This window comes from Rhizobacter sp., assembly GCA_019635355.1.
GTDB lineage: Bacteria > Pseudomonadota > Gammaproteobacteria > Burkholderiales > Burkholderiaceae_C > Rhizobacter.
The window spans coordinates 1,298,315-1,321,803 of record JAHBZQ010000001.1 but is presented as its reverse complement, the minus strand read 5'-3'; the positions used below and the strand labels follow the sequence as shown (position 1 = coordinate 1,321,803).

Sequence of the window (23,489 nt, the reverse complement as noted above, 5' to 3'; positions counted from 1 at the left end):
CGCTGCTGGATCAGCCGGCGAGCGCGAGGCGCTCGGTGGCAGGCTGCGGGGCGGCCTGTCCGGCCCCCAACCAGTGCCTGATCGCGGTGGCGGCTCGCTCGGCGCCGTTCACGCCGGCATACCAGCGCTGCACCCGTGCCGCGCCCTCGGCGAAGCCTGGCTCGTCGAGCAGGCGGCGAACCATTGCCGTCATCTTCGGCGTGTCGACATGCCGTGGCGCGATCGCCAGGCCTGCGCCGTGGCGCGCGGCGAGGTCGACATTGAGTTCCTGCTCCGGGTGCAGCGGGATGCCCAGCAGCGGCGTGCCACAGGTCATGGCGGTCTGCACCGTGCCCTGGCCGCCCATGCACACGGCGAGGTCGACATGCGGCATCACGAGGTGGTTGGGCAGCAGGCCGGCGACCACCACGTCGGCGTCGTCGCTTCCGCCGTAGTCGTGGATCGTCGCGCCCACGATCACCCGCGCCCCCGTGGCGCGCACGCGTTTGACCGCCTTGCGCAGCAGCTCGGGTGTCGCCGATGACAGCACCACCAGCACGGTGGGCCGTGAGCCATCGAGAAAGGGCGTGACGGCCGGTGGCACCGGAACGTCGAGGCGCGCAAACAGCGGCCCGGTGGTCACCAGCCGGGTGCCGGGCCGAAAGGCTTCGGGGCGCTGCGGCTGCCAGCGGGCCATGTCGTCGTCCGGCACGCCGAGCACCTCGGCCACGTCGGTCACGAGCGTCAGGTCACCGAGCATCAGCGCAGCCAGCGTGGGCACCGGCTCCACGCCGAGTTCGGCGGCCACCACGTTGAGAAAGCGTGTCGGGTCGCGCATGCGCATGGCGCCCTGGTTGGCGAGGAAGCGCTTGGCCGCACGCGGCAGCCACTCGGTGCCCGGGATCGGCATCGTCGTGGGCACCGGCGCCAGGCCCCGTTCGAACACCGGCGGCACGTAGGAGCCGCCGTGCGAGGTGATGAGCGGTATGCCTGCCAGCCGCGACGACAGGTAGGTGGTGAGCGTGAAGCCCGACACCACGGCGCGCGCGCCCACGCCGCGCAGGAACGCGGCCTCGGCCTGCACGCTCTCGCGCACTTCGTCGGGCGGCTGCATGCGCACGCCGGGCCGGCCGATCTGGATGAGGTTGCGCAGGAAGACCTCGCAGCGTGCCCGGTCGAAGTGCGGCGCCAGGGGCGTGACCTGCTCGCCAGCCCGGCTGAGCACCTCGGCATAAGGGCCGCCGTGCGTGGCCAGGCTCACCGCTTCGCCCTGCGCCCGCAGGGCCTGCGCGATGTGCAGCATGCGTGTCGTCTCGGAGAGGAAACCGCAGTGAGGCAGCAGTGCAATCATGTCAGTCCTCCATGTGGATCGATAATAGGTAATATATTGGATATGTCAACGGACAAGCAACGCCTGGACCAGTCACTCGAGGGGGTGCCCCCTGAGGTTGCCGAGCGTGTGCGGGCCTTCCGGCTGCTGCTCGTCGGTGGCGCGCGGTTGCGCAGGCTGCTCGAGCGTGAGCTCGCACCCAGCGGCATCACGGTGCAGCAGGGCTCGATGCTGTCGTGGATCGAGGCCCAGGCCGAGCCGCCCACGCTCAAGCTCGTGGCCGAGGGCCTGGGCATGACGCACCAGAACGTCAAGCAGATCGCGCTGGCGCTGGAGCGCAAGGGCTTCCTCGAGATCGCGGCAGACCCGGCCGACCGCCGCGCGCGCCGGCTGGTGCTCACCGAGCAGCATCGCCGTTTCTGGCGCGAGCGCAACGTCGATGACTTCGCGGCCGTGCAGTCGTGGCTGTCGGTGCTGAGCGATGCCGAGGTGAAGCAGCTCGTGCGGCTGATGCGCCGGCTGCACGAGCACCTGGGCACGGTGGGCGGCGCCGGCTGACCGGCGCTGCGGCAGGCGCTAACCTTGCGGCTCCGCTTCAACCATCGAGCACACCATGAAATACACGCGTCTCGGGTCGACCGGCCTGCAGGTGTCCCGCCTGTGCCTGGGCATGATGACCTACGGCACGCCGGAGTGGCGGCCCTGGGTGCTGGACGAAGCCGCCAGCCGACCGCTCGTGAGGAAGGCCGTCGAGCTCGGCATCAACTTCTTCGACACCGCCGACACCTACTCCGCCGGCGAGAGCGAGGTGCTGACGGGCAAGCTGCTCGGCGAGTTCTGCAAGCGCGACGAGATCGTCATCGCCACCAAGGTGTTCTTCCCCGTGTCGATGGAGACCAAGTTCGGCACCCACACCTCGGCCCAGCGTGTGCCGCTCAACACGCATGGCCTGAGCCGCAAGCGCATCTTCCACGCCATCGACGCGAGCCTGAAGCGCCTGAACACCGACTACGTCGACCTCTACCAGATCCACCGCTGGGACCCGCACACGCCCATCGAAGAGACGATGGAAGCGCTGCACGACGTGGTGAAGGCCGGCAAGGCGCGCTACATCGGTGCGAGCTCCATGTGGGCCTGGCAATTCGCCAAGGCGCAGCAGGTGGCGAAGGAAAACGGCTGGACGCGCTTCGTCAGCATGCAGAACCACTACAACCTCGCCTACCGCGAGGAAGAGCGCGAGATGCTGCCGCTCTGCCGTGACCAGGGCGTGGCCGTGATTCCGTGGAGCCCGCTGGCCAGAGGTTTCCTCGCCGGCAACCGTGCGCGAGACGACAAGACGAGCGGCGCCACGGAACGCGCGAAGACCGACGACCTGGCCCAGCACCTCTACTACCGCGACAGCGATTTCGCGACCGTCGACCGCCTGAAGGCCATGGCCACCCAGCGTGGCGTGAGTGCGGCGACGCTCGCCTACGCGTGGCTGCTGTACCAGCCCGGCGTCACGGGGCCCATCATCGGCGCGAGCAAGATGCCCCAGTTCGACGATGCGGCGGCCGCGGTGGAGCTGCACTTGTCGGCCGAGGATCTCAAGCAGCTCGGCCAGGGCTACGAGCCGCACCCGATCCTCGGGCACGCGTGATCAGGTGCTCTGTCGCTGCACCAGCTGGTAGCCCACGTCGACCGACGCCTGCGCCACCGGCTCGCGCCGCATCAGCGCGAGCAGCATGCGCGCCGCTTCTTCGCCGATCTCGGTGCGGGGCGTGTGCACGGTGGTGAGCGGCGGCAGCATCTGGTCGCTGCCGGCGAGGTCGTTGAAGCCGGCCACCGCCACGCGCTCGGGCACCTTCACGCCCAGGCGCAGTGCGGCCAGCAGGCCGCCCTGGGCGAGGTCGTCGTTGCAGAAGAACATGGCGTCGACGTCGGGGTGTGTCTTGAGCAACTGCTCGAAGAGCTGGCCACCGAGCGCCATCGATGAGCGCTCGGGGTTCAGCAGCTCGAGCTTCGGGTCGTAGAGCCCGGCCTCGCGCAGGCAGCGGCGGTAGCCCTCGGCGCGCTGCATCACGCGCGGGTCGAGCTGCGCGGCGACGAAGGCGATGCGCTTGCGGCCGCGTGCGAGCAGGTGGGCGGTGATGGCGTGGCCCGCGTCGGTTTGCGAGAAGCCCACGCTGTGCACGCCCGGCGCTTGCGTCGTCTCCATCACGTGCACGCAGGGCACGCCGCTTGCGGCGATCAGCTGGCGGCTCGCTTCGGTGCGGTCGAAGCCGGTGACGAGCAGGCCCGCCGGCCGGTGCGCCATGTAGCTGCGCAGGAGCTGCTCTTCTTCCTGCGGGTCGTAGTGCGTGACGCCGATGAGCGTCTGGAAGCCGGCGGGCAGCAGCGTGCGGTGCACCGCTTCGAGCAGGTCGACGAAGAGGGTGTTGGTGAGCAGCGGGATGAGCACGGCCACGTGCGAGCTGCGAGCCGAGGCGAGCGCGCGGGCGGCCGGATCGGGCACGTAGCCGAGCTGCTGCGCGGCGGCCTGCACGCGGGCCACGAGCTCGGCGGCCACGCTGCGCTCGCCGCGCAACGCGCGCGAGACGGTGATCGGGCTGACGCCGGCCGCAGCGGCCACGTCGCCCAGGGTCACACGGCCGGTGGCGCGGGGGCGGCGGGAAGAGGGCATGGGTGTTGTCAGGGATACGGGTTAGCCCGCATGGCGATGAATGCGGTGGGGTCTAGGATAGCGCTGTCCAACGCGTTGCAGCAAGGCCAAAGCCTCGTGGGTTTCCCTGAAGGAACCTGGTGGGAGCCGGATGGGGCTTGTTGCAACAACAGGAACGGGCGGCCGCATGCAGAGCCGTTTTTCGGCTTCAACGAGATAGCGCTATCCAATGTCTTCCGTCGTCTTCATGGGTGTGGCCGGTTGCGGCAAGTCGAGCGCGGGCCAGGCGGTGGCGCAGCGCATGGGCTGGACGCTGATCGAGGGTGACGACTACCACCTCGAGGCGAGCAAGGCCAAGATGCGCCAGGGCATCGCCCTCACCGACCACGACCGTGCCGAGTGGCTCGCCATCTTGGGTGGGCTGCTGGCCGACCATCAACGGCGCGGCCAGTCGGCGGCGCTCACCTGCTCGGCCCTCAAGCGCAGCTACCGCGACCTGCTGCGCAGCCGCGACGCCGGCCTGCGCTTCGTCTACCTGGAGATCGACAAGCCGCAGGCCCTGCAGCGCGTGGCGGCACGGGCGGGCGAGCATCTCTTTCCGCCGAGTCTCGTCGACAGCCAGTTCGCCACGCTGGAGCCACCGCACGGCGAGCCGGGCGTGCTGTGCATCGATGCGCTATTGCCGCGCGATGTGCTGGCCGACCGTGTGGCCGATTGGATCAGGAGCAACCCATGACCCGACACGACGCCCCGCGCAACGGTGCGCAACGCCTGGCCGAGATGGCGATGGCGCTCGCCCTGGCCGTGATGGCCCTGGCCGTCTTCATCAACGTGGTGCTGCGCTACGGCTTCGGCAGCGGCATCGCGGCCAGCGAAGAACTCTCGCGCCTGCTTTTCGTGTGGATGGTCTTCATCGGCGCGACCGCGGCCTACCCGCTGGGCGAGCACATGGCGTTCACGAGCCTGCTGCGGCCCCTGCAGGCCAGGCCGGTGGCGCTGAAGGTGCTGACACGCGTGATCCACGCGCTGGTGGTCGCCACCTGCGTGCTGGTGGGCTGGGGGGCCTGGCAGCAAGTGGTGGTGGGCATGGGCAGCAAGAGCGTGGTGCTCGGCTACCCGGCCGCGCTGTTGCCGCTGCCGGCGCTGCTGTGCTCGGCGGCCATCGGCGTGATGGCGCTCGTCGACCTGCTGCGCGGCAAACCGATCGACTTCGGCCACGAAGTCGACGTCGAGTGAGAGGCGAGAGGAACACGTCATGGACCAGGGCCTCGTCGCCGTCATCTTCATCGTCGCCATGCTGGGCTTCATGGGCATCGGCGTGCCGATGGCCTTTGCGCTCGTGCTCACCGGGGCCTCGATGGCCTGGGTGCTCGGCTTCTTCGACACCCAGCTCTTCGCGCAGAACCTCGTGGCCGGCATCGACAGCTTCCCGCTGCTCGCGGTGCCGTTCTTCATCCTCGCCGGCGAGCTGATGAACGCGGGCGGCATCAGCCGCCGCATCATCGACATGGCGCAGGCCTGGGTCGGCCACATCAAGGGCGGCCTGGGTTTCGTGACCATTGGCGCCGCCATCCTCATGGCCAGCATGAGCGGCTCGGCCCTGGCCGACACCGCAGCGCTCGCGACCATCCTGCTGCCGATGATGCGGGCCCACGGCTACCCGATGGCGACCAGCGCCGGCCTCATCGCCTCGGGCGGGATCATCGCGCCCATCATTCCGCCGTCGATGCCGTTCGTGATCTATGGCGTGACGACCAACACCTCGATCTCCTCGCTCTTCCTCTCGGGCATCGTGCCCGGGCTCATCATGGGCGTGGGGCTGGTGGTCGCCTGGAAGCTGCAGGTGCGTGGCATGACGCTGGTCGAGAACCCGCCCGTGCCGATGGGCGAGCGCGTGAAGATCACCGTCAAGGCGTTCTGGGCCTTGCTGATGCCGCTCATCATCATCGGCGGCATGAAGACGGGTGTCTTCACGCCCACCGAAGCGGCGGTGGTGGCGGCCTTCTACGCGATGGTCATCGCCTTCTTCGTGCACCGCGAGATGACGCTGCCGCAGTTCCACGGCGTGCTGGTGCGCGCGGCCAAGACGACGGCCATCGTGATGTTTCTCTGCGCCGGGGCGCAGGTCACGAGCTACATGGTGACGCTGGCCGACCTGCCGGCCACGCTCACCGCCTGGCTTGGGCCCCTGGTGGAGCACCCGCGCGTGCTGATGGCGGTGATGATGATCGTGCTGGTGCTGATCGGCACGGCGCTCGACCTCACGCCCACCATCCTCATCTTCGCGCCGGTCATGCTGCCGATCGCGGCCAAGGCCGGCATCGACCCGGTGTACTTCGGCCTGATGTTCGTGCTCAACGGCGCCATCGGCCTCATCACCCCGCCGGTGGGCACCGTGCTCAACGTGGTGGCCGGAGTGGGCCGGCTTCGGCTCGACCAGGTCATCAAAGGGGTGAACCCCTTCCTCGCCGTCTACCTCGCGATCCTCACCTTGTTCGTCGTGTTTCCCCAGATCGTCATCGCGCCCGTCAAGTGGATGCGGTGACCGCTTTCGCTCTCTCGCCATGCCCAACAGGAGACAAACCATGAGACTCTTCCGCCGCACCCTCATCGCCGCGCTGGCCGCCGCCTGCGTCGCCCCGGCCTTCGCCCAGGACATCAAACCCCGCCTCATCCGCTTCGGCTACGGCCTCAACGAGCAGTCGAACCAGGGCCGCGCCACCAAAGTCTTCATCGACGAGGTCGAGAAACTCTCGGGCGGCAAGATGAAGGTGCGCGCCTTCGGCGCCGCCAGCCTCGGCACCGACGTGCAGATGCAGCAGGCGCTGATCGGCGGCGCCCAGGAGATGATGGTCGGCTCGACCGCCACGCTCGTGGGCATCACGAAGGAGATGGCGCTGTGGGACACGCCCTTCCTCTTCAACAACGCCAAAGAGGCCGACGCCGTGCTCGACGGCCCGGTGGGCAACAAGGTCAAGGCCAAGCTCGAAGAGAAGGGTCTGGTCGGCCTCGTCTACTGGGAGAACGGCTTTCGCAACCTCACCAACAACAAGCGTGCGGTCGCCAAGCTGGAAGACCTCGACGGCATCAAGCTGCGCGTGATGCAGAACAACGTCTTCCTCGACAGCTTCAAGACGCTCGGCGCCAACGCCATCCCGCTGCCCTTCAGCGAGCTCTTCAGCGCGCTGGAGACCAAGGCGGTCGACGGCCAGGAGAACCCGTACAACACCATCCTCTCGAGCAAGTTCTACGAGGTGCAGAAGTACCTGACCGTCACCAACCACGTCTACAGCCCGTGGATCGTGACGGTGAGCAAGAAGTTCTGGGACCAACTCTCGCCCGCCGAGAAGAAGGTGCTGCAAGACGCCGCGGTGAAGAGCCGCGACTTCGAGCGCAAGGACACGCGCGACGAAGCCGCCAAGGCGCTCGCCGACTTGAAGGGCAAGGGCATGCAGATCAACGAGCTGCCGGCCTCGGAAGCGGCGCGCATGCGCGAGAAGCTGGGCGCGATCAACGCCTCGATCGCAGCGAACGTGGGTCAGGATCTCTGGAACGAAACCCAGGCCGAACTGGCCAAGCTGCGCAAGAAGTGATGTGAGTCACTGAGAGACGTGGATCACGTCTCTCACCACGGGGTAGATCTGTGAACGCCAGCGGCGGCCACTGAACACCCCGTAGTGCCCGACCCCGGCCTGCACGTAGTGCGTCCGCATGTACGGCCGCAGGTTGGTGCAGAGGTCTTGCGCGGCGAGCGTCTGCCCGGTGGCGCAGATGTCGTCGCGCTCGCCTTCCACCGTGAGCAGCGCGGTGCGGCGGATCTTCGACGGGTCGATCGTGCGTCCGCGGAACTTGAGCTGCCCTTGCGGCAGCGCGTACTCCTGGAACACCAGGCTCACCGTCTCCAGGTAGAACTCGGCCGGCAGGTCGGCCACCGCGAAATACTCTTCGTAGAACTTGCGGGTGTGCTCGGCCGCCTGGATCGTCTCTTCGTCGGGGTCGGGCTTCGCGAGGTTGGCGTAGTAGGTCTTGAAGGCTTCGATGTGCCGCTCCTTGTTCATCGACATGAACGCGGTGAGCTGCATGAAGCCCGGGTACACGCGCCGGCCGCCGCCCTTGAAGCGCCAGGGCACGCGGCTCACCAGGTGACTCTCGAACCACTCGATGCCCCTGGTCATCGCGAGCTTGTTCACTTCGGTCGGGCTGATGCGGCAGTCGATCGGGCCGGCCATCAGCGTGAGGCTCGCGGGCGTGGCGGGGTCGCCGTCTTCCGACATCAGCGCCACTGCGCTCAGCGCCGACACACACGGCTGGCAGATCGCCATCAGGTGCGCGCCGGGCCCGAGCACGCGCAGGAAGTCCATCAGGTGCTCGGTGTACTCGTCGAGGCCGAAGCGGCCGTGCATCAGCGGCACGTCGCGTGCGTTGTGCCAGTCGGTGATGTAGACGTCATGGTCCACCAGCATGGTCTCGACGGTGTCGCGCAGCAGCGTGGCGAAGTGGCCCGACATCGGCGCCACGATCAGCACCCGCGGCTGCACCGGCGCGCCGGCCGGCAGTGCCTTCTTGAAGTGCAGCAGCGTGCCGAAGGGCGTGACGTGGGTCGCTTCTTCCGTCACGCCGACGGGCTCGCCCTTGACGAGCACCTGGTCGATGTCGAAGGGCGGCCGATGGTGCGTGATCTCGCCGAGCTTGATGACTTCGAGCATCGCGGCGAACTTGCGGTGGGTGTCGACCGCATCCAGGCCCAGGCTCTTGTCGCGCAGCCAGGGCAGGGTGCTCCGGGCGAAGGTGCGCAGCGGCCACATCAAGTCGGCATGGGCTTGGTAGGCCTCGTACATGGGCGTCTCCTCTCGCGCTGTTCGATGTGCTCGTGCTTCTGCAACTTGCGCGCCAACGCACGAGCACCGCGTTGGGGTGCCGGTTTGGCACATGCCTTGCAGTTCATTGGCCAGCCAACAACCAGGGGAGACACGCCTCATGCCCACCGTTGCCGCCAAGCCCGCTCCGAAGAAGACCGCCGCCAAACCGGCCGGCCAAGCGGCCGGTAAGCCCGCACCCAAGGCAGCGAAGAAGGCCGCGGCCACGCTGAGCCTGTCGAGCAAGAACTATTCGTCGTGGTCGTTGCGCGGCTGGCTGCTCGCGAAATTCGCCGGGCTCGACTTCGAGGAGGTGATGGTCCCGCCCGACGATGCCGACGCGCGCAAGGAGCTGCTGCTGCTCGCCCCGTCGATCCGCGTGCCGTGCCTCACGCACGAGGGCGCCAAGGTGTGGAACACGCTCGCGATTGCGCAGTACCTCGACGAGATCAAGCCCGACGCCGGCCTGATGCCCAGCGACCGCATCGCCCGCGCGCATTGCCGCTCGGTGAGCGGCGAGATGAACTCGGGCTTTTCGAACCTGCGCTCGTCCTTGCCGATGAACCTCAAGGCCCGTCACCCGGGCTACAAGATCTGGGCCGGCGCCCAGCCCGACATCGACCGCATCGTCGAGATCTGGACCGAGTGCCTCGCCACCTACGGCGGCCCCTTTCTCTTCGGCCAGCAGCGCACGATGGCCGACGCGATGTACGCGCCGGTGTGCACCCGGTTCCTCACCTATGACGTGAAGCTGCCGAAGTCGTGCGCGCAGTACTGCCAGACCATCATGGCGATGCCGGAGATGAAGGAATGGGTGGCCGCCGCCAAGGCGGAGCCCGACGACATCGAAGAGCTCGACATGGATTTTTGAACCGGGCGGCGAGAGCCGCCTGGTTCACTTCCACGGCGTAAAGGGCGGCACCTCGCACGGCCCTTCGACGTCGACCGTCTTGAAGTCGGCCGGGCTCACGATCTCCAGGTACTCCATGTCGGGCGAGTAGTCGAAGAGGTAGTGCACGATGCCCGGCCGCTGGTGCACGCAGTCGCCGGCCGAGACGAGCGTTTCCTTGTCGCCGTACATGAAGCGGGCCCAGCCCTTGATCATGATGACGATCTGGAACTCCGCCTCATGGCGGTGCCAGCCGGTGCCCTTTTCGGGTGCCATGTTGGCCTTCACGAGGTGGGCGATGACCTTGCCGTGCGTGGCTTCGGCCACGCCGAGGTCGCGGTAGAGAAAGAAATCGCGAAGCCCCTCGCCCCGCCATTCGGTGTCGCCCGGTTTCACGTGTGAAAACTGGGTCTGTGTCACGTCCAACATCTCCGCTCTCCTGGTTTGCTGCGACGCGCCATCGGCATGCATGAAGCGTTCCGCCCCGACTTGGCGTGGATTTGGCGCAAAAAAGCCGGAAAAAAGGCACCGAAGGGCTGTTTCGCCTGGGAACGCTTTGCCGCCCGCGCTGTCGGAGAATGCGAACCATGAGTACCTGGGCACATTTCAAGGGCGCGCTGCGCCTCGCCGCCGGGGCGCTGGCCAGCCTGGTGCTGGCCACGGGCGCACTGGCCGCCGACGAGTTCCTCGACCCGGAGGTGGCATTCCGCCTCTCCGCCCGTGCGCTCGACGCCACGCACATCGAGGTGCGCTTCGACATCGCCCCCGGCTACTACCTCTACCGAGAGCGCATGAACGCCGACGCCCAGCCGGCCGGCGTGCAGGTCACCGAGGCGAAATTGCCGCCCGGCAAGGTCAAGTACGACGAGACCTTCCAGAAAGACGTGGAGACCTACCGCGACTCGGTCACCATGACGGTCGCGCTGGCGCAGATGCCGGCCACGCCGTTCAAGCTGGGCATCGGCCTGCAAGGCTGTGCCGACAAGGGCCTGTGCTACTCGCCGCAGAAGCGCGGCTTCAAGGTCGAGCCGGGGCAGGGCGCTGGCGGCGCACCGCGCTTCACCTACCTCAACGAAGCCCAGGCTGCGGCCTGGACGCCCGGCGGTGGCAACGCGAGCGTCGTGACCTCCGCGCTCACCGGCCTGGCGCCGGCTCAAACCTCCGTCGCCACCCAGCCCGAAGTGGCCGCCCCCGCCAGCGCCACCGCCGAACCCACCGAGCCGGTGGGCCGCGCGCTGCAATCGGGCAGCACCGCGCTCGTGGTCGGGCTCTTCCTGTTGCTGGGCCTGGGCCTGTCGTTCACGCCCTGCGTGCTGCCGATGCTGCCCATCCTCTCGTCGATCATCGTCGGCCAGGGCCAGCCGGTGTCGAAGGCGCGTGGCTTCTCGCTCGCGGTGGCGTATTCGCTCGGCATGGCCTTCGTCTACACGCTCTTCGGCGTGGCCTCGGCGCTGGCCGGCGAAGGGCTGGGCCAGGCGCTGCAAAACGTGTGGGTGCTGGGCGCCTTCGCCCTGCTGCTCGCGGTGCTGTCGCTCTCGATGTTCGGCTTCTACGAGTTGCAGATGCCGCTGGCGCTGCAGAACCGGCTCAACCATTTCTCGCAGCGCTTCAAGGGCGGCCAGCACCTGAGCGTGCTCGCCATGGGCGGCTTGTCGGCGCTGATCGTCGGCCCCTGCGTGGCCGCGCCGCTGGCCGGGGCGCTCGTCTACATCAGCCAGACGCGCGACGTGCTGCTGGGCGCCACCGCGCTCTTCTCGATGGCGGTGGGCATGAGCGTGCCGCTGCTGCTGGTGGGCCTCTCGGCCGGGGCGCTGCTGCCCAAGGCCGGCGCCTGGATGACCTATGTGAAGCTCGTCTTCGGCGTGATGCTGCTGGCGGTGGCGGTGTGGATGGTGGCCCCAGTGCTGCCCACCTGGGCCGGCATGCTGCTCACGGCGGGGGTGCTGGTGGTGGCGGCCGGTTGCCTGGGCGCTTTCACCGCGCTGCCGAAGCCGGCCACGGCCGTGCGCAAGATCGCCAAGGGCGCCGGCCTGCTGCTCGGGCTCTTTGCCGTCGCCCAGGTGGTCGGCGCGGCAACCGGCGGGCGTGAACTCACGCGCCCGCTGGCGCACCTGGGGCGCGGAGCGCAGCCGGCCGTGGCCGAGGTGCAGTTCCAGACCGTGCGCAGCCTGGCCGAGCTCGACGCCGCCGTGCGCGCGTCTACCAAGCCCGTGATGCTCGACTTCTATGCCGACTGGTGCGTGGCCTGCAAGGAGCTGGAGAAGTTCACCTTCACCGATGCCGCCGTGGCCAAGCGCATGGCCGGCATGACGCTGCTGCGCGCCGACGTCACCGCCAACAACGACGACGACCGGGCACTGCTCAAGCGCTACACGCTCTTCGGGCCGCCGGCGCTGATCTTCTTCGCGCCCGCCGGCAACGAGCTGCCGGGCTCGCGCGTGATCGGTTACCAGGACGCCCGCGAGTTCGGCGGCCACCTCGACCGCGTGCTCGCGTCGGCCAAGCCGCTCAGCGGCCCGCAGGTCGGCCTCAAGTGAGCGCGACGCCCGCCAGCCAACGCTTCGACCGGCTCGACGCGCTGCGTGCGGTCGCCATCCTGTGGATGGCGGTCTTCCATTTCTGCTTCGACCTCAATTACTTCAAGTTCATCCACGAGAACTTCTACCGCGACCCGTTCTGGACGGTGCAGCGTTCGGTGATCGTCACGCTCTTCGTCTTCGTCTCGGGCCTCGGCCAGGCCATCGCGTGGGAGCAGGGCCAGAGCTGGCCGCGCTTCTGGCGGCGCTGGGCGCAGGTGGCAGGCTGTGCGCTGCTGGTCACCGCCGGCTCGTACCTGATGTTCCCGCGCAGCTACATCAGCTTCGGCGTGCTGCACGGGTTTGCGGTGATGCTGATCCTGTGCCGCCTCACGGCGAACGCCGGCGTGTGGCTGTGGCCGATGGGCCTGGTGGCGGTGCTCTTGCCGCATTTCGTGCAGCACCCGTTCTTCGACACCCGGCTCACCAACTGGGTGGGTCTCGTGACGCACAAGCCGATCACCGAAGACTACGCGCCGGTGCTGCCCTGGCTCGGCGTGATGTGGTGGGGCCTGGCCTCGGGCCAGTGGGTGCTGAAGCACCGGCGCCAGTGGTTCTCGGGCGCGCTGCCGCAGCGGCTCTCGCCGCTGGCGGTGTTGGGCCGCTGGTCGCTCAGCTTCTACATGGTCCACCAGCCGGTGCTCATCGGCCTGCTGATGGCGGTGGTGGCGCTGGTTCGCTGATCGGCGTGTCGGCCTTGGGGTCGACCAGCGATTCGAGCGCCGCCCCCGGGTCTTCTTCCCCGGCGACGGATTCCTCGGCGAGGTCGACCGGCGTCGGGGCCGACGCAGGCCGATTGGGCGGCGTTGGCGAAGGTGGCATCGGTGTGTGGGCCATGCCCCGTTCGCAGCAAGCCGCGTTCCGTCAGTTGCGCTCGCAACGCCGCTCGTTGACCAGGCAGCGCGCGTAGTCCGGGTCGTTCTTCAGCAGGTACATCGCGCGGGCCGCGAAGGCGGTGTCGGCGAAGTCGCTGAAGAGGCCGTCGACCCCCAGCTCGTAGAAGGCCAGGTACTCATTGACCGGGTTGCCGGTGTAGTTGCTCGCCAGGCGCTTGGGCTCGTTGCGGAAGGTGTAGGGGTGCACCACCAGGCCGAGCTTGTGGGCATTGGCCACGATGTCGGTGGCCGGCAGCAGGCGGCGGTCGCGCTCGTCGACCAGGCCGTCGCCATTGGCATCGGCACACGCCCCGTTGCGAACGGTGATGCACGCGCTGCTGACGAGGTAGGTTTTCCACGGGCCGATGCCGTCGGCGTAGCTGCGCACCTCGGCCAGGCCTTGCGGCGTGAGCAGGTCGCGGAAGAGGCCCGGGCGGCCGGCCACCGTCCAGTCATACGGGCGGTCGTAGGGCGGGGTGAAGTCGAGCGAGCCGTCGGCGTTCACGTCGTTCGCATCCACCAGCTGCACCAGGCGCACGCTGGTGCGCGAGCGCAGGTACTTGAGGTTGGCCGTCTCGAAGCTCTGGATGAAGACCGGCGCGTTGCGGTGGTTCCAGCCGGCGCGGGTGAGGGCGGCCAGCAGGCGGTCTTCCAGTGGCAGGCCGAGCTTCTGGTGGTAGGTGGGGTGCTTGGTCTCGGGGTAGATGCCGATCTGGCGGTCTTTCTCGCGCGACTTGCGCTTCACGAACTCGATGATCTCGGGCAGCGTGGGGATCTCGAACTTGCCGTTGAAGCTCGGGTCGCGGTCGCCGAACGACTGCACCGCGCGCAGCTGCTTGATCTCGGCGAGCGTGAAGTCGCTGGCGAAGAAGCCTTCCTCTTCGGCGCCGTCGACGATGGCGCGGCGCTTGCGGTTGGCGAACTGCGGCAGGCTGGCCACGTTGGTGGTGGCGATGAGGTTGGGCTCGTGGCGGGCGATCAGGTGGCCGTCTTTCGTGGCCACGAGGTCGGGCTCCACGTAGTCGGCGCCGAGCTCGATGCCGAGGGCATAGGCCTCGAGCGTGTGCTCGGGCAGGTAGCCGTTGGCGCCGCCGCGATGGCCGATGACCAGCGGGGCCGGGGTGGCGCGGTCTGCGTGCCTGCCATGCGGCTCGGCCGCGGCGGGCACCGCGCAGCCGGCACAGGCGGCCAGCACGGCCAGCGTCATCGGCAGTTTGTTCAGGGACAGCTCGTTCAGGATCCGCATCGCCAGTTCTCCTCGTGTTGTGGAAGCCGGCGCACGTTAGGGATGCGCGATGACACCGCCATGAAAGCGCGCATCGTAGGCAGGTGGCATTCGCCTGTGGTCGATGGGCCTGCTGGCGGCGTGGCCTGACACATGTGTCAGTTGTGGCGAGGTGTGAGCAAGGGTACGTTTCGCGCCGAGGAGACCGCATGAAACGAATCTCGATGCAGCGCGCCATGCTGTTCGGCATGCTGGTGGCCGCGGCTGCCGTGGCAGCCCTGGGCTACTTTGCGTGGGACTACGCCCGCCAGACGGTCGAGGCCGGCCGCTTCGTGAACCACACGCATGAGGTGAAAGCGGTCATCCGCGACCTCGAGTCGAGCCTGTACCGGGCCGAGGCCGGCCAGCGCGCCTATCTCGTGACACGGCTCACCCCCTACCGCAGCGAGCGCGACCTGGCGCTCGAGTCGCTCGAGAAAGGCCTGGTCGAACTCGCCCGCATCACGGCCGACAACCCCGACCAGGCCTCGCGCGTGGCCGACCTGCGGCGAGACGTCGGCACCCGCATGGCCGTCTACCGCGTGAGCGACGGGCTGCTGCAGAGCGGCAACCCCTACTCGGCGGAGCAGCGCATCGAGATCGGCTCGCAGGCGCTGTCGGACATCCGCCCGCACATCGATCGGCTGGTGGCCGAGGAAGACCGCCTGCTGGCCGAGCGCGAGTCCGTGCAGGCGGCGCGCACGCGCAGCACGGTGCTGCTCTTCGGCAGCTTCGTGGCCCTGCTGCTGGTGCTCTTGCCCACCACCTTCTGGCGCATGTCGCGCGACCTCAAGGCGCGTGCGGTGGCCGAGGTGCTGGTGGCCGAGGAGCGCGCCTTCGATGCGGTGCATGCCCGCGCGCTCATGCTCTACAACGCCGAGAACGACCGCCAGCGGGTGCTCGACGGCACCTTGTCGCTGCTGGGCGAGAACCCGCTCTTCCCGGTGGGGGCCTTCTATTGCTACGACGAATGGGCCGGCGGCCTGCGGCTCGACGCCTCGCGCGCCGCGCCGGCCGACATCAAGCGCATGGTGCGCCTCGACGAAGGGCCGCTCGGCACCGCCGCGCGCGAAGGGCGCAGCCTCTACCTCGAAGGGCTGGAGGGCGCGGGGGCGATGAACATCGAGACGGGCCTGGCCACCGTGCGCCCGGCCGCGGTGCTGATGTGCCCGGTGCAATACCAGTCGCGCCTGCTGGGCGTGCTGGTGCTTGGCGCCGGGCGCCCGCTCGGCGAGCGCGACCGCGAGTTCGTCGAGCGCCTGTCGGCCCAGCTCGCCGTGGCGCTCAACAACCTCAACCACCTCGAAGAGATGAGCCTGCTCACGGATCAGCTGCGCAGCCGCGGCGAAGACATCCAGCGCAAGAACGCCGAGCTGGAGCGGGCCAACCGCATGAAGAGCGAGTTCCTCGCCAACATGAGCCACGAGCTGCGCACGCCGCTCAACGCGATCATCGGTTTCTCCGAGATCATGAAAGACGGCCTCACCGGGCCGCTGGGCCCCGAGCAGCAGGAGTACGTGGAAGACATCCACGGCAGCGGCAAGCACCTGCTGTCCCTCATCAACGACATCCTCGACCTGTCGAAGGTCGAGTCGGGCCAGGTCATCCTCGAACTCGAAGATGCCGACCCGCAGCTGCTCGCGACCAGCACGATGTCGGTGCTGCGCGAGCGGGCCGCCACGGCACGCGTGCGGCTCAACGTGCAGTGCCCGCCCGGCATCGGCCACCTGTGCCTGGACATGCGCAAGGCCAAGCAGATCGTCTACAACCTCGTCTCCAATGCCCTCAAGTTCACGCCCGAGGGCGGCAGCGTGACGCTCGCCATGGAGCGTGTGCCGGCCGAGCGGGTGTTCGGCATCGAGCCCGAGCCGGGCACGCGCGTCTTCCCGCCCGCCGATGCGCGGTGGGAGCACTACCTCGAGCTGCGCGTCACCGATTCAGGCATCGGCATCGCGCCGGCCGACCTGCAGATGCTCTTCCAGGCCTTCGTGCAGATCGATTCGTCGCTCTCGCGCCAGTACGCCGGCACCGGCCTCGGCCTCACGATGGTGAGAAGGCTGGCCGAGCTGCACGGTGGCGGCCTCATGGTGCGCAGCGTGGAAGAGAAGGGCTCGACCTTCGCGGTGTGGCTGCCGTGGTGCGAAGTCGAGGCCAAGGCCGATATCGCCCAGACCCCCGCGATCGCCGAAGGCGCGCACGGCGACGCCCGCGTGCCCGCCATCGCCCAAGGCGAGGGCAAGCCGCTCGTGCTCGTGGTCGAAGACGACCCGCGTGCCGCCAACCTCATGCGCCTGCAGCTCGAATCCAACGGCTACCAGGTCGAGTTCGCCGGCTCCGCGGAAGACGGCCTGCGGCGCGCCACCGAACTCAACCCGACCGCCGTGGTGCTCGACATCATCCTGCCCGGCATGGATGGCTGGGACATGCTCGCCCGCCTCAAGGAGCAGCCCGAGACCAGCAACATCCCCGTCGTCATCGTCTCGATCACCGACGAGGTGCAGCGCGGCTTCGCGCTCGGCGCCGCGCAGGTGCTGGTGAAGCCGGTGACGCAGGGCGACCTGCTGGCCGCGCTCGCCGCGGCGGGGCTCGACGAGCCGCACTCAGGGGCGCGCGTGCTGGTGGTCGACGACGACCCGAAGGCGGTGTCGCTCGTCAGCAAGCACCTGCAGGTGGCCGGCTACACGCCGGTGGGCGCCTATGGCGGCCAGGAGGCGCTCGACATCGTGCGCGCCAAGGCGCCGGCGCTCATCGTGCTCGATTTGATGATGCCGCAGGTGACCGGCTTCGACGTGGTGCAGGGCCTGCGCAACAGCCCCGAGACCGCGGGCATCCCCGTGATCGTGCTCACCGCCAAGCTGCTCACCCGCGAAGACCGCGCCCTGCTCAGCGGCAAGGTGCAGCAGGTGATGGAGAAGACCCATTTCAACTCGATCGGCCTGCTGGCCGAAGTCAAGCGCGCGTTGGCCGGGCGGCAACACGCGACCTGGCATTGACAACCCCCTGCACAGGAACCGCATGCACGCCGACCCCGCGATCCTCATCGTCGACGACAACCCGGCCAACCGCCGCCTCTACCAGGCCACGCTCAGCGACCTGGGGGCGCAGCTGCACATGGCGAGTTCCGGCGAGGAAGCGCTCGAGAAGTGCGGCGACATCCCCTACGCGATGGTGCTGCTCGACGTGCACCTGTCGGGCATGGACGGCTTTCAGGTGGCGCAGGCCATCCGCGACAAATGCCCCGGCCTCGACGCGCCCATCGTCTTCGTCTCGGCGGTCTACGTGCACGAGCAGGACACCTACCGCGGCTACCGGCTCGGCGCGGTCGACTACATCCTCTCGCCCATCGTGCCGGAGATCCTGCGCGCCAAGGCAGCCATCTTCATCCGCATGCACCGCCTGCGCGCCGAGGCCGAGCTGCACGCGCACGCCATCGAAAAGGCGTACCGCGAGCTGCGCACGGTGCATGCCGAGATGGAAGGTTTCAGCTACTCCGTCTCGCACGACCTGCGCACGCCGCTCGGGCAGATCGCCGGCTTTGCCGACCTGATGCAGCTGGGCCACGCCGGCCCGCTCAACGAGAAGACGCTCGAATACGTGGGCTACATCCAGAGTGCGGCCCACCGCATGAACAGCCTCATCGACGACATGCTGCTGCTCGGCAACATGAGCCGCACCGAAATGCAGATCCAGCCGGTCGACCTGTCGCACCTGGCGCAGTCGCTGCTGACGGAGCTGGAGGCCCTGCGCCCGCGCGAGCATGCGTCGTGGCAGGTGCAGCAGGGCCTGCAGGCGCAGGGCGACCAGCGCCTGCTGCGAGTGGCCTTGTCGAACCTGCTCTCCAACGCCTGGAAATACAGCGCCGGTGTGCCGCGCCCCTTCATCGACTTCGGCTCGCGAGAGGGCGACGAGAAAGACGGCGGCCCCGTCTTCTACGTGCACGACAACGGCGCCGGCTTCGATGCGCACGCGGCCGGCGAGCGGCTCTTCCGGCCGTTCCAGCGTTTCCATTCCGATTCCAACTTCCAGGGCAACGGCGTGGGCCTGGCCATCGTGCAGCGCGTGATCGACAAGCACGGTGGCCGCCTGTGGGTCGAGTCGGCCCCAGGCCGCGGCGCGACCTTCTTCTTCACGCTCGGGCGTTTGTCGAGCCGGCCGGCCCCGCTGGTTTGAACAGGAGCACTGCATGGCCAACATCCTCGTCGTCGAAGACAACCCGCAGAACCTGAAGCTCGCCCAGCTGGTGCTGCACAAGGCCGGGCATGCGACGCTCGCGGCCGAAAGCGGCGAGATCGGCCTGCAGCTCGCGCACGACAAACAGCCCGACCTCGTGCTGATGGACGTGCAGATGCCCGGGCTCGACGGGCTGGAGGTCACGCGCCGGCTGAAGTCGAACCCCAGCACCTCGCACATCAAGGTGGTGGCGCTCACCGCGCTTGCGATGAAGGGCGATGCCGAGCGCATCCTCGCGGCCGGCTGCGATGCCTACCTCGCCAAGCCCTACCAGTACCAGCAGCTGATGGACGTGGTGAACAAGGCGTTGAACTGAGCCGCCGTGGCGGTGGCGCAGATACCATCGCCGCATGAGTGCCAAGACTTCGATTCTTTTCGGCTTCCACGCCGTCACCGTGCGGCTGAAGACCGCTGCCGATTCCATCACCGAGATCCACGTCGATGCGACGCGGCGCGACCAGCGCATGCGCCAGTTCATCGAGCGCGCCAAAGACGCCGGCGTGCGCCTGATCGAGAGCGACGACGACCGCCTGCAGAAACTCTGCGGCACGCACCGCCATCAGGGCGTGGTGGCACGCGTGAACGCGGTGGCGAAGAGCCACTCGCTCGACGACACGCTCGACGCGGTCGACGGCCCGCCGCTGCTGCTGGTGCTCGACGGCATCACCGACCCGCACAACCTCGGCGCCTGCCTGCGCGTGGCCGATGGGGCCGGCGCGCATGCGGTGATCGCGCCGAAAGACCACGCGGTGGGCATCAACGCGACCGTGGCCAAGGTGGCGAGCGGCGCCGCCGAGACGGTGCCGTACTTCATGGTGACCAACCTCGCCCGCACGCTGGGCGAGCTGAAGGAGCGCGACATCCGCATCATCGGCACGTCGGACGCGGCCGAGAAATCGCTCTACGACATCGACCTCAGCGGCCCGGTGGCGCTCGTGCTCGGGGCCGAAGGCGCCGGCATGCGCCAGCTCACCGGCAAGACCTGCGACGAGCTCGTGCGCCTGCCGATGAAAGGGGCGGTGGAAAGCCTCAACGTGTCGGTGGCCTCGGGGGTGTGCCTGTACGAAGCGCTGCGCCAGCGCGAGCATCGCGGATGAATGAGCCGGCGCCCCTGCGTGAAGCGCGTGCGTTGGTGCAAGGCGCCGGCACGTTGGCGGTGTTGACCGGCGCCGGCATGTCGGCCGAAAGCGGCATCGCCACCTTCCGCGACGCGCAGACCGGCCTGTGGGCGAAGTTCGACCCGGCACAGCTCGCGAGCCCCGAGGGCTTTCGCGCCAATCCGTCCCTGGTGTGGGACTGGTACGCCGAGCGCCGCCAGGGCGTGCAGCGTGCGCAGCCGAATGCCGGCCATGTGGCGCTCGCGCAGTACGAGAAAGCGCACCGCGGCCGCGTGACCGTCGTGACGCAGAACGTCGACGACCTGCACCAGCGCGCTGGCAGCACCGACGTGATACGCCTGCATGGCGACATCCTTCAGGACCATTGGCTCGACGCTTGTCCGAGAGATCCGGCGTGCGACACGGAGTGGGCATCTCCGACACGTCCGCCGCGTTGCGAGCAGTGCGGCAACCTCGTGCGTCCCGGTGTCGTGTGGTTCGGCGAGATGCTGCCGGCCGAGGCCCTGTCTCGTGCCGAGCTTCTGGCGCAGAGCTGCGACGTGATGCTCGTGATCGGCACCTCGGGTGCCGTCTACCCGGCCGCCGGCCTGGCCCACACCGCGCGCCGTGCCGGGGCCAAGGTCATCATCCTCAACCCCGAGCCCAGCGAGATCGACGACGATGCCCACCTGCTGCTGCGCGGCACGGCGGCGCGGATCTTGCCTGCGCTGCTGCAAACGGAATAAAGGGAAGCCCCATGCCCGTCATCGACGTCAAGCACCCCCTCGTCAAGCACAAGATCGGCCTGCTGCGCGAGGCCGACATCTCCACCAAGAAATTCCGCGAGCTGACACACGAGCTGGCGCGCCTGCTGGCCTATGAGGCCACGGCCGATTTCCCGCTCGAGAAGACCACCATCGAGTGCTGGAGCGGGCCGGTCGAAGTCGACCAGGTGAAGGGCCGCAAGGTCACGGTGGTGCCCATCCTGCGCGCCGGGTTGGGCATGGTCGATGGGGTGCTCGACATGATCCCCAGCGCCAAGATCAGCGTGGTGGGTCTCTCGCGCAACCACGAGACGCTGCAGCCCGAGCACTACTTCGAGAAGTTCGTCGGCCACCTCGACGAGCGCACCGCGCTCATCGTCGACCCGATGCTCGCCACCGCGGGCTCGATGATCGCCACCATCGACCTGCTGAAGCGACGAGGCTGCAGCGACGTGCGCGCCCTCGTGCTCGTGGCCGCACCCGAAGGCATCGCCGCCTTGCAGCAGGCGCACCCCGACGTGCGCTGCTGGACGGCCGCCATCGACAGCCATCTCAACGAGCTGGGCTACATCATTCCCGGCCTCGGAGACGCCGGCGACAAGATCTTCGGCACGAAATAGCAGGTGGCGAACCCCCTCACGAGGTGAGGGTTCAACGTGTTGTCACACATCGGCGTCATGCTCGCGGAACACATGCGGCAGTGCGTCATCAGACGACTGCGGGAAGCACCCGAGTGCTTTTACGTTTCTTCGCTTTGCAGTGCCTTGACCGACGGTTTGAAGCAGTCGTAACGTCGGTGCTCCGAGCGCAAAAGGAGCTTTCTGATGAAGAAACCGTTTCGCTTCTGGATGACCAGTGGTGTCGCGATCATGGTCGCGGCCGTCAGCGGTGGCAGAAGTTTTGCAAGCGACGACGAGCGGCTCACGCTCGCCAAGGTCAGCCGCTACGGAGTGTCGGAAACGGTTCAGCGCATCGAAGCCAGTGCGCAGCGCCACGGCATGCATGTGCTGGCCTGCCTGCCCCAGAAGCTCAACGAGGTGACGGGCGAATCGCGCTACATGCTCGTGTTCGAGTCGTCGCAGGGCGGCACGCCGGTGATGATGGAAAGCGAGGGCGCCAAGCCCAACCTCCTGCTCACCGTCTACCTCAAGCAGGCGCCGGCCGGCGGCACCGAAGTCTTCCTGCCGCGCGACGTGTTGCGCGATGTGCCCGAAGGCTTCTCCGACCAGTTGCAGAGCGACCTCGCCGGCCTGCCGGCGGTGGTCGACGAGGCGCTCTCGGCCTGAGGTCTCTCGTCTACTGGCCTTTACTGCGGCGAATAGTCGAAGTAGTCGAAGTCGGCGTGCAGGCCTGAGCCGCTCAGGTCCTGGCAGGCGAGGCCGATGTAGTTGCCGGTGAAGCCGAAGCTGCGCGGGAAGCCGTCGTCGAAACGCGTGGCGTGTTCGTCCGACAGGATGGCCGCGCGCAGCGTCTCGCCGAACGGCCGCCAGTCGCCTTCGGCCAGCGCATACGAGAAGCGCAGCGCCTCGCCCTCGAAACGCAGCTTCAGCCACACCCGCGGGGCGTCGCCGATGGCGATGGGCGCCGCGGCTTCGCGCAGCTTGCCGTGGTCGTTGACCGACAGGCGCAGCACACGCCCGTTGCGCTCTTCGTCGTGCGAGACGTGCAGGTAGGCGTGGTTCTGGGTGTTGTAGTACGCGACGAGGCCCGCCATCTGCTGGAACACCACCGGCTGGAACTCGACCACCGTCTCGGCTTCGCAGTCGAAATGCTGCTGGCGCCGCGCGACCAGGCTCTGGTCGAAGGTCGACATCAGCGAGCAGCGGCCCACGAGCCGCAGGTGGCCGGGGCGTGCCGCGAGCGACAGCCAGCTCGGGTCATGCGGCTCGCGCAGCGTGTTCCAGTGGCCCGAAAGGGCCGTGGACGCGAAGTCGTCGCGCACCGGCTCGCGCTCCACCGGCGCGGGTGGCAGCTTGGGCGCTGGCACTTCTGTGCGGGGTGCGTTGTCGCCATGCGCGAGGCGCGGCCAGCCATCGGCCGTCCACTCGACGCGCTGCAGCGCGGTCTCGCGGCCCAGGTTGCAGTGCAGGCCGTCGTAACTCTCGGGCGGCGTGGCCGGCGGGTGCTCGCGCCATTCGAGTGGCCGGCCGCACAGGTGGGCCATGTACCACTCGCCCTCGGGCGTGTCGACGAGGCTCGCATGGCCGGCGCGTTGCAGCCCGGCGGGTGACTTCTGCCACGCGGTGAGCATCGGGTGGTGCGGGCTCAGCTCGTAGGGGCCGTCGATGCTGCGCGAGCGCGCGATCGTCACCGCGTGCTCGTAGAAGGTGCCGCCCTCGGCGGTGAGCAGCACGTACCAGCCGTCGCGCTTGTAGAGGTGCGGGCCTTCCACCACGCCGAGCGAGGTGCCGGGGAAGATGTTCTTCACCGGGCCGGTGACGCAGCGCTTCTCGTGGTCGTATTCCTGCAGCAGGATGCCGTGGAAGGCGTTGTGCCCGGGGCGGTGGTCCCACTGCATGCTGAGCACCCAGCTGCGGCCGTCGTCGTCATGGAACATCGAGGCATCGAAGCCGCGGCTGTGCAGGTAGACCGGCTCCGACCACGGGCCGCTCGGGTGCGGCGCGGTCACCACGTAGTTCGGCGTGTCTTTGTAGCCGCCGAGCTTGCTGCGCACGTTGGTGAACACCATGTAGAACAGCCCGTCGCGGTAGCTGAGGCAGGGCGCCCAGATGCCGGCCGAGTCGGGGTTGCCGCGCATGTCGAGCTGGCTCTTGCGCGTCAGTGCGTAAGAGAGGTGCTGCCAGTGCACGAGATCGCGCGAGTGGTGGATGCGCACGCCGGGCCACCACTCGAAAGTGGAGGTGGCGAGGTAGAAATCGCGGCCCACGCGCAGGATGGCCGGGTCGGGGTGGAAGCCCGGCAGAATGGGGTTCTGGATGTTCATGGGATCTCGCAAATTTCCGTTCGCCCTGAGCTTGTCGAAGGGCA

Annotated in this window: 22 protein-coding genes; 16 read left to right on the top strand and 6 right to left on the bottom strand. The window is 68.3% G+C overall.

The features are described from left to right. Positions 1 to 10 precede the first annotated feature (10 nt). Complete coding sequence (locus KF892_05875; GenBank protein ID MBX3624521.1) at positions 11 to 1,330, bottom strand: hypothetical protein; 1,320 nt, start codon at positions 1,328 to 1,330, stop codon at positions 11 to 13. 42 nt (positions 1,331 to 1,372) lie between these two features. On the opposite strand from KF892_05875, the gene KF892_05870 reads away from it, so the two are divergent. Continuing rightward, positions 1,373 to 1,867 carry a winged helix-turn-helix transcriptional regulator gene (locus tag KF892_05870; protein MBX3624520.1) on the top strand — a complete coding sequence of 165 codons (495 nt, stop codon included), beginning with the start codon at positions 1,373 to 1,375 and terminating at the stop codon, positions 1,865 to 1,867. 55 nt (positions 1,868 to 1,922) lie between these two features. Further along, the gene (locus KF892_05865) at positions 1,923 to 2,948 is read left to right on the top strand and encodes an aldo/keto reductase (GenBank protein MBX3624519.1); all 1,026 of its coding nucleotides are present in this window, start codon (positions 1,923 to 1,925) and stop codon (positions 2,946 to 2,948) included. Here KF892_05865 and KF892_05860 read toward each other — a convergent pair whose 3' ends face one another. Then, the gene (locus KF892_05860) at positions 2,949 to 3,971 is read right to left on the bottom strand and encodes a substrate-binding domain-containing protein (GenBank protein MBX3624518.1); all 1,023 of its coding nucleotides are present in this window, start codon (positions 3,969 to 3,971) and stop codon (positions 2,949 to 2,951) included. A 226-nt stretch (positions 3,972 to 4,197) separates the two neighbouring features. On the opposite strand from KF892_05860, the gene KF892_05855 reads away from it, so the two are divergent. Genes KF892_05855 through KF892_05840 form a run of 4 tightly spaced genes read left to right on the top strand, consistent with a single transcriptional unit; the run spans position 4,198 to position 7,543 of the window. Next, positions 4,198 to 4,686 (top strand): gluconokinase, encoded by a 489-nt coding sequence (locus KF892_05855; protein MBX3624517.1) that lies wholly within the window; start codon positions 4,198 to 4,200, stop codon positions 4,684 to 4,686. Next, complete coding sequence (locus KF892_05850) at positions 4,683 to 5,186, top strand: TRAP transporter small permease subunit (GenBank protein MBX3624516.1); 504 nt, start codon at positions 4,683 to 4,685, stop codon at positions 5,184 to 5,186. Before KF892_05855 ends, KF892_05850 begins: the two co-directional genes overlap by 4 nt. A gap of 19 nt (positions 5,187 to 5,205) precedes the next feature. Beyond that, positions 5,206 to 6,495 carry a TRAP transporter large permease subunit gene (locus KF892_05845; protein MBX3624515.1) on the top strand — a complete coding sequence of 430 codons (1,290 nt, stop codon included), beginning with the start codon at positions 5,206 to 5,208 and terminating at the stop codon, positions 6,493 to 6,495. A 40-nt stretch (positions 6,496 to 6,535) separates the two neighbouring features. Next, positions 6,536 to 7,543 (top strand): TRAP transporter substrate-binding protein, encoded by a 1,008-nt coding sequence (locus KF892_05840; GenBank protein ID MBX3624514.1) that lies wholly within the window; start codon positions 6,536 to 6,538, stop codon positions 7,541 to 7,543. A 6-nt stretch (positions 7,544 to 7,549) separates the two neighbouring features. Here KF892_05840 and phaZ read toward each other — a convergent pair whose 3' ends face one another. Further along, positions 7,550 to 8,788, bottom strand: a complete 1,239-nt coding sequence (phaZ, locus tag KF892_05835; GenBank protein MBX3624513.1) for a polyhydroxyalkanoate depolymerase — start codon at positions 8,786 to 8,788, stop codon at positions 7,550 to 7,552. A gap of 139 nt (positions 8,789 to 8,927) precedes the next feature. On the opposite strand from phaZ, the gene KF892_05830 reads away from it, so the two are divergent. Further along, entirely contained in the window at positions 8,928 to 9,677 is a 750-nt protein-coding gene (locus tag KF892_05830) for a glutathione S-transferase family protein (GenBank protein ID MBX3624512.1), read from the top strand. 24 nt (positions 9,678 to 9,701) lie between these two features. On the opposite strand, the gene KF892_05825 is transcribed toward KF892_05830, so the two are convergent. Beyond that, entirely contained in the window at positions 9,702 to 10,124 is a 423-nt protein-coding gene (locus KF892_05825; GenBank protein ID MBX3624511.1) for a cupin domain-containing protein, read from the bottom strand. Positions 10,125 to 10,282: 158 nt separating this feature from the next. On the opposite strand from KF892_05825, the gene dsbD reads away from it, so the two are divergent. Both dsbD and KF892_05815 read left to right on the top strand, forming a co-directional pair. Next, the gene (gene dsbD / locus KF892_05820; protein ID MBX3624510.1) at positions 10,283 to 12,232 is read left to right on the top strand and encodes a protein-disulfide reductase DsbD; all 1,950 of its coding nucleotides are present in this window, start codon (positions 10,283 to 10,285) and stop codon (positions 12,230 to 12,232) included. A gap of 65 nt (positions 12,233 to 12,297) precedes the next feature. Beyond that, positions 12,298 to 12,954, top strand: coding sequence for a DUF1624 domain-containing protein (locus KF892_05815; GenBank protein ID MBX3624509.1), 657 nt, complete (start codon positions 12,298 to 12,300; stop codon positions 12,952 to 12,954). Between the two features lie 181 nt (positions 12,955 to 13,135). Here KF892_05815 and KF892_05810 read toward each other — a convergent pair whose 3' ends face one another. Next, complete coding sequence (locus KF892_05810; GenBank protein MBX3624508.1) at positions 13,136 to 14,353, bottom strand: glycerophosphodiester phosphodiesterase; 1,218 nt, start codon at positions 14,351 to 14,353, stop codon at positions 13,136 to 13,138. 227 nt (positions 14,354 to 14,580) lie between these two features. On the opposite strand from KF892_05810, the gene KF892_05805 reads away from it, so the two are divergent. From KF892_05805 to KF892_05775, 7 genes are all read left to right on the top strand, one after another. Then, the gene (locus KF892_05805; GenBank protein MBX3624507.1) at positions 14,581 to 17,403 is read left to right on the top strand and encodes a response regulator; all 2,823 of its coding nucleotides are present in this window, start codon (positions 14,581 to 14,583) and stop codon (positions 17,401 to 17,403) included. 22 nt (positions 17,404 to 17,425) lie between these two features. Then, entirely contained in the window at positions 17,426 to 18,580 is a 1,155-nt protein-coding gene (locus KF892_05800; GenBank protein MBX3624506.1) for a response regulator, read from the top strand. Positions 18,581 to 18,593: 13 nt separating this feature from the next. Continuing rightward, positions 18,594 to 18,956, top strand: coding sequence for a response regulator (locus KF892_05795; protein MBX3624505.1), 363 nt, complete (start codon positions 18,594 to 18,596; stop codon positions 18,954 to 18,956). 34 nt (positions 18,957 to 18,990) lie between these two features. Continuing rightward, complete coding sequence (gene rlmB, locus KF892_05790) at positions 18,991 to 19,737, top strand: 23S rRNA (guanosine(2251)-2'-O)-methyltransferase RlmB (GenBank protein MBX3624504.1); 747 nt, start codon at positions 18,991 to 18,993, stop codon at positions 19,735 to 19,737. Continuing rightward, the gene (locus KF892_05785; GenBank protein MBX3624503.1) at positions 19,734 to 20,483 is read left to right on the top strand and encodes an NAD-dependent deacylase; all 750 of its coding nucleotides are present in this window, start codon (positions 19,734 to 19,736) and stop codon (positions 20,481 to 20,483) included. Before rlmB ends, KF892_05785 begins: the two co-directional genes overlap by 4 nt. A gap of 11 nt (positions 20,484 to 20,494) precedes the next feature. Then, complete coding sequence (gene upp, locus KF892_05780) at positions 20,495 to 21,121, top strand: uracil phosphoribosyltransferase (protein ID MBX3624502.1); 627 nt, start codon at positions 20,495 to 20,497, stop codon at positions 21,119 to 21,121. A 204-nt stretch (positions 21,122 to 21,325) separates the two neighbouring features. After that, entirely contained in the window at positions 21,326 to 21,787 is a 462-nt protein-coding gene (locus KF892_05775; protein ID MBX3624501.1) for a hypothetical protein, read from the top strand. Between the two features lie 20 nt (positions 21,788 to 21,807). Here the strand turns inward: KF892_05775 and KF892_05770 are convergent, their stop codons facing one another. Beyond that, positions 21,808 to 23,445 carry a glycoside hydrolase family 43 protein gene (locus KF892_05770; GenBank protein ID MBX3624500.1) on the bottom strand — a complete coding sequence of 546 codons (1,638 nt, stop codon included), beginning with the start codon at positions 23,443 to 23,445 and terminating at the stop codon, positions 21,808 to 21,810. Positions 23,446 to 23,489 lie beyond the last annotated feature (44 nt).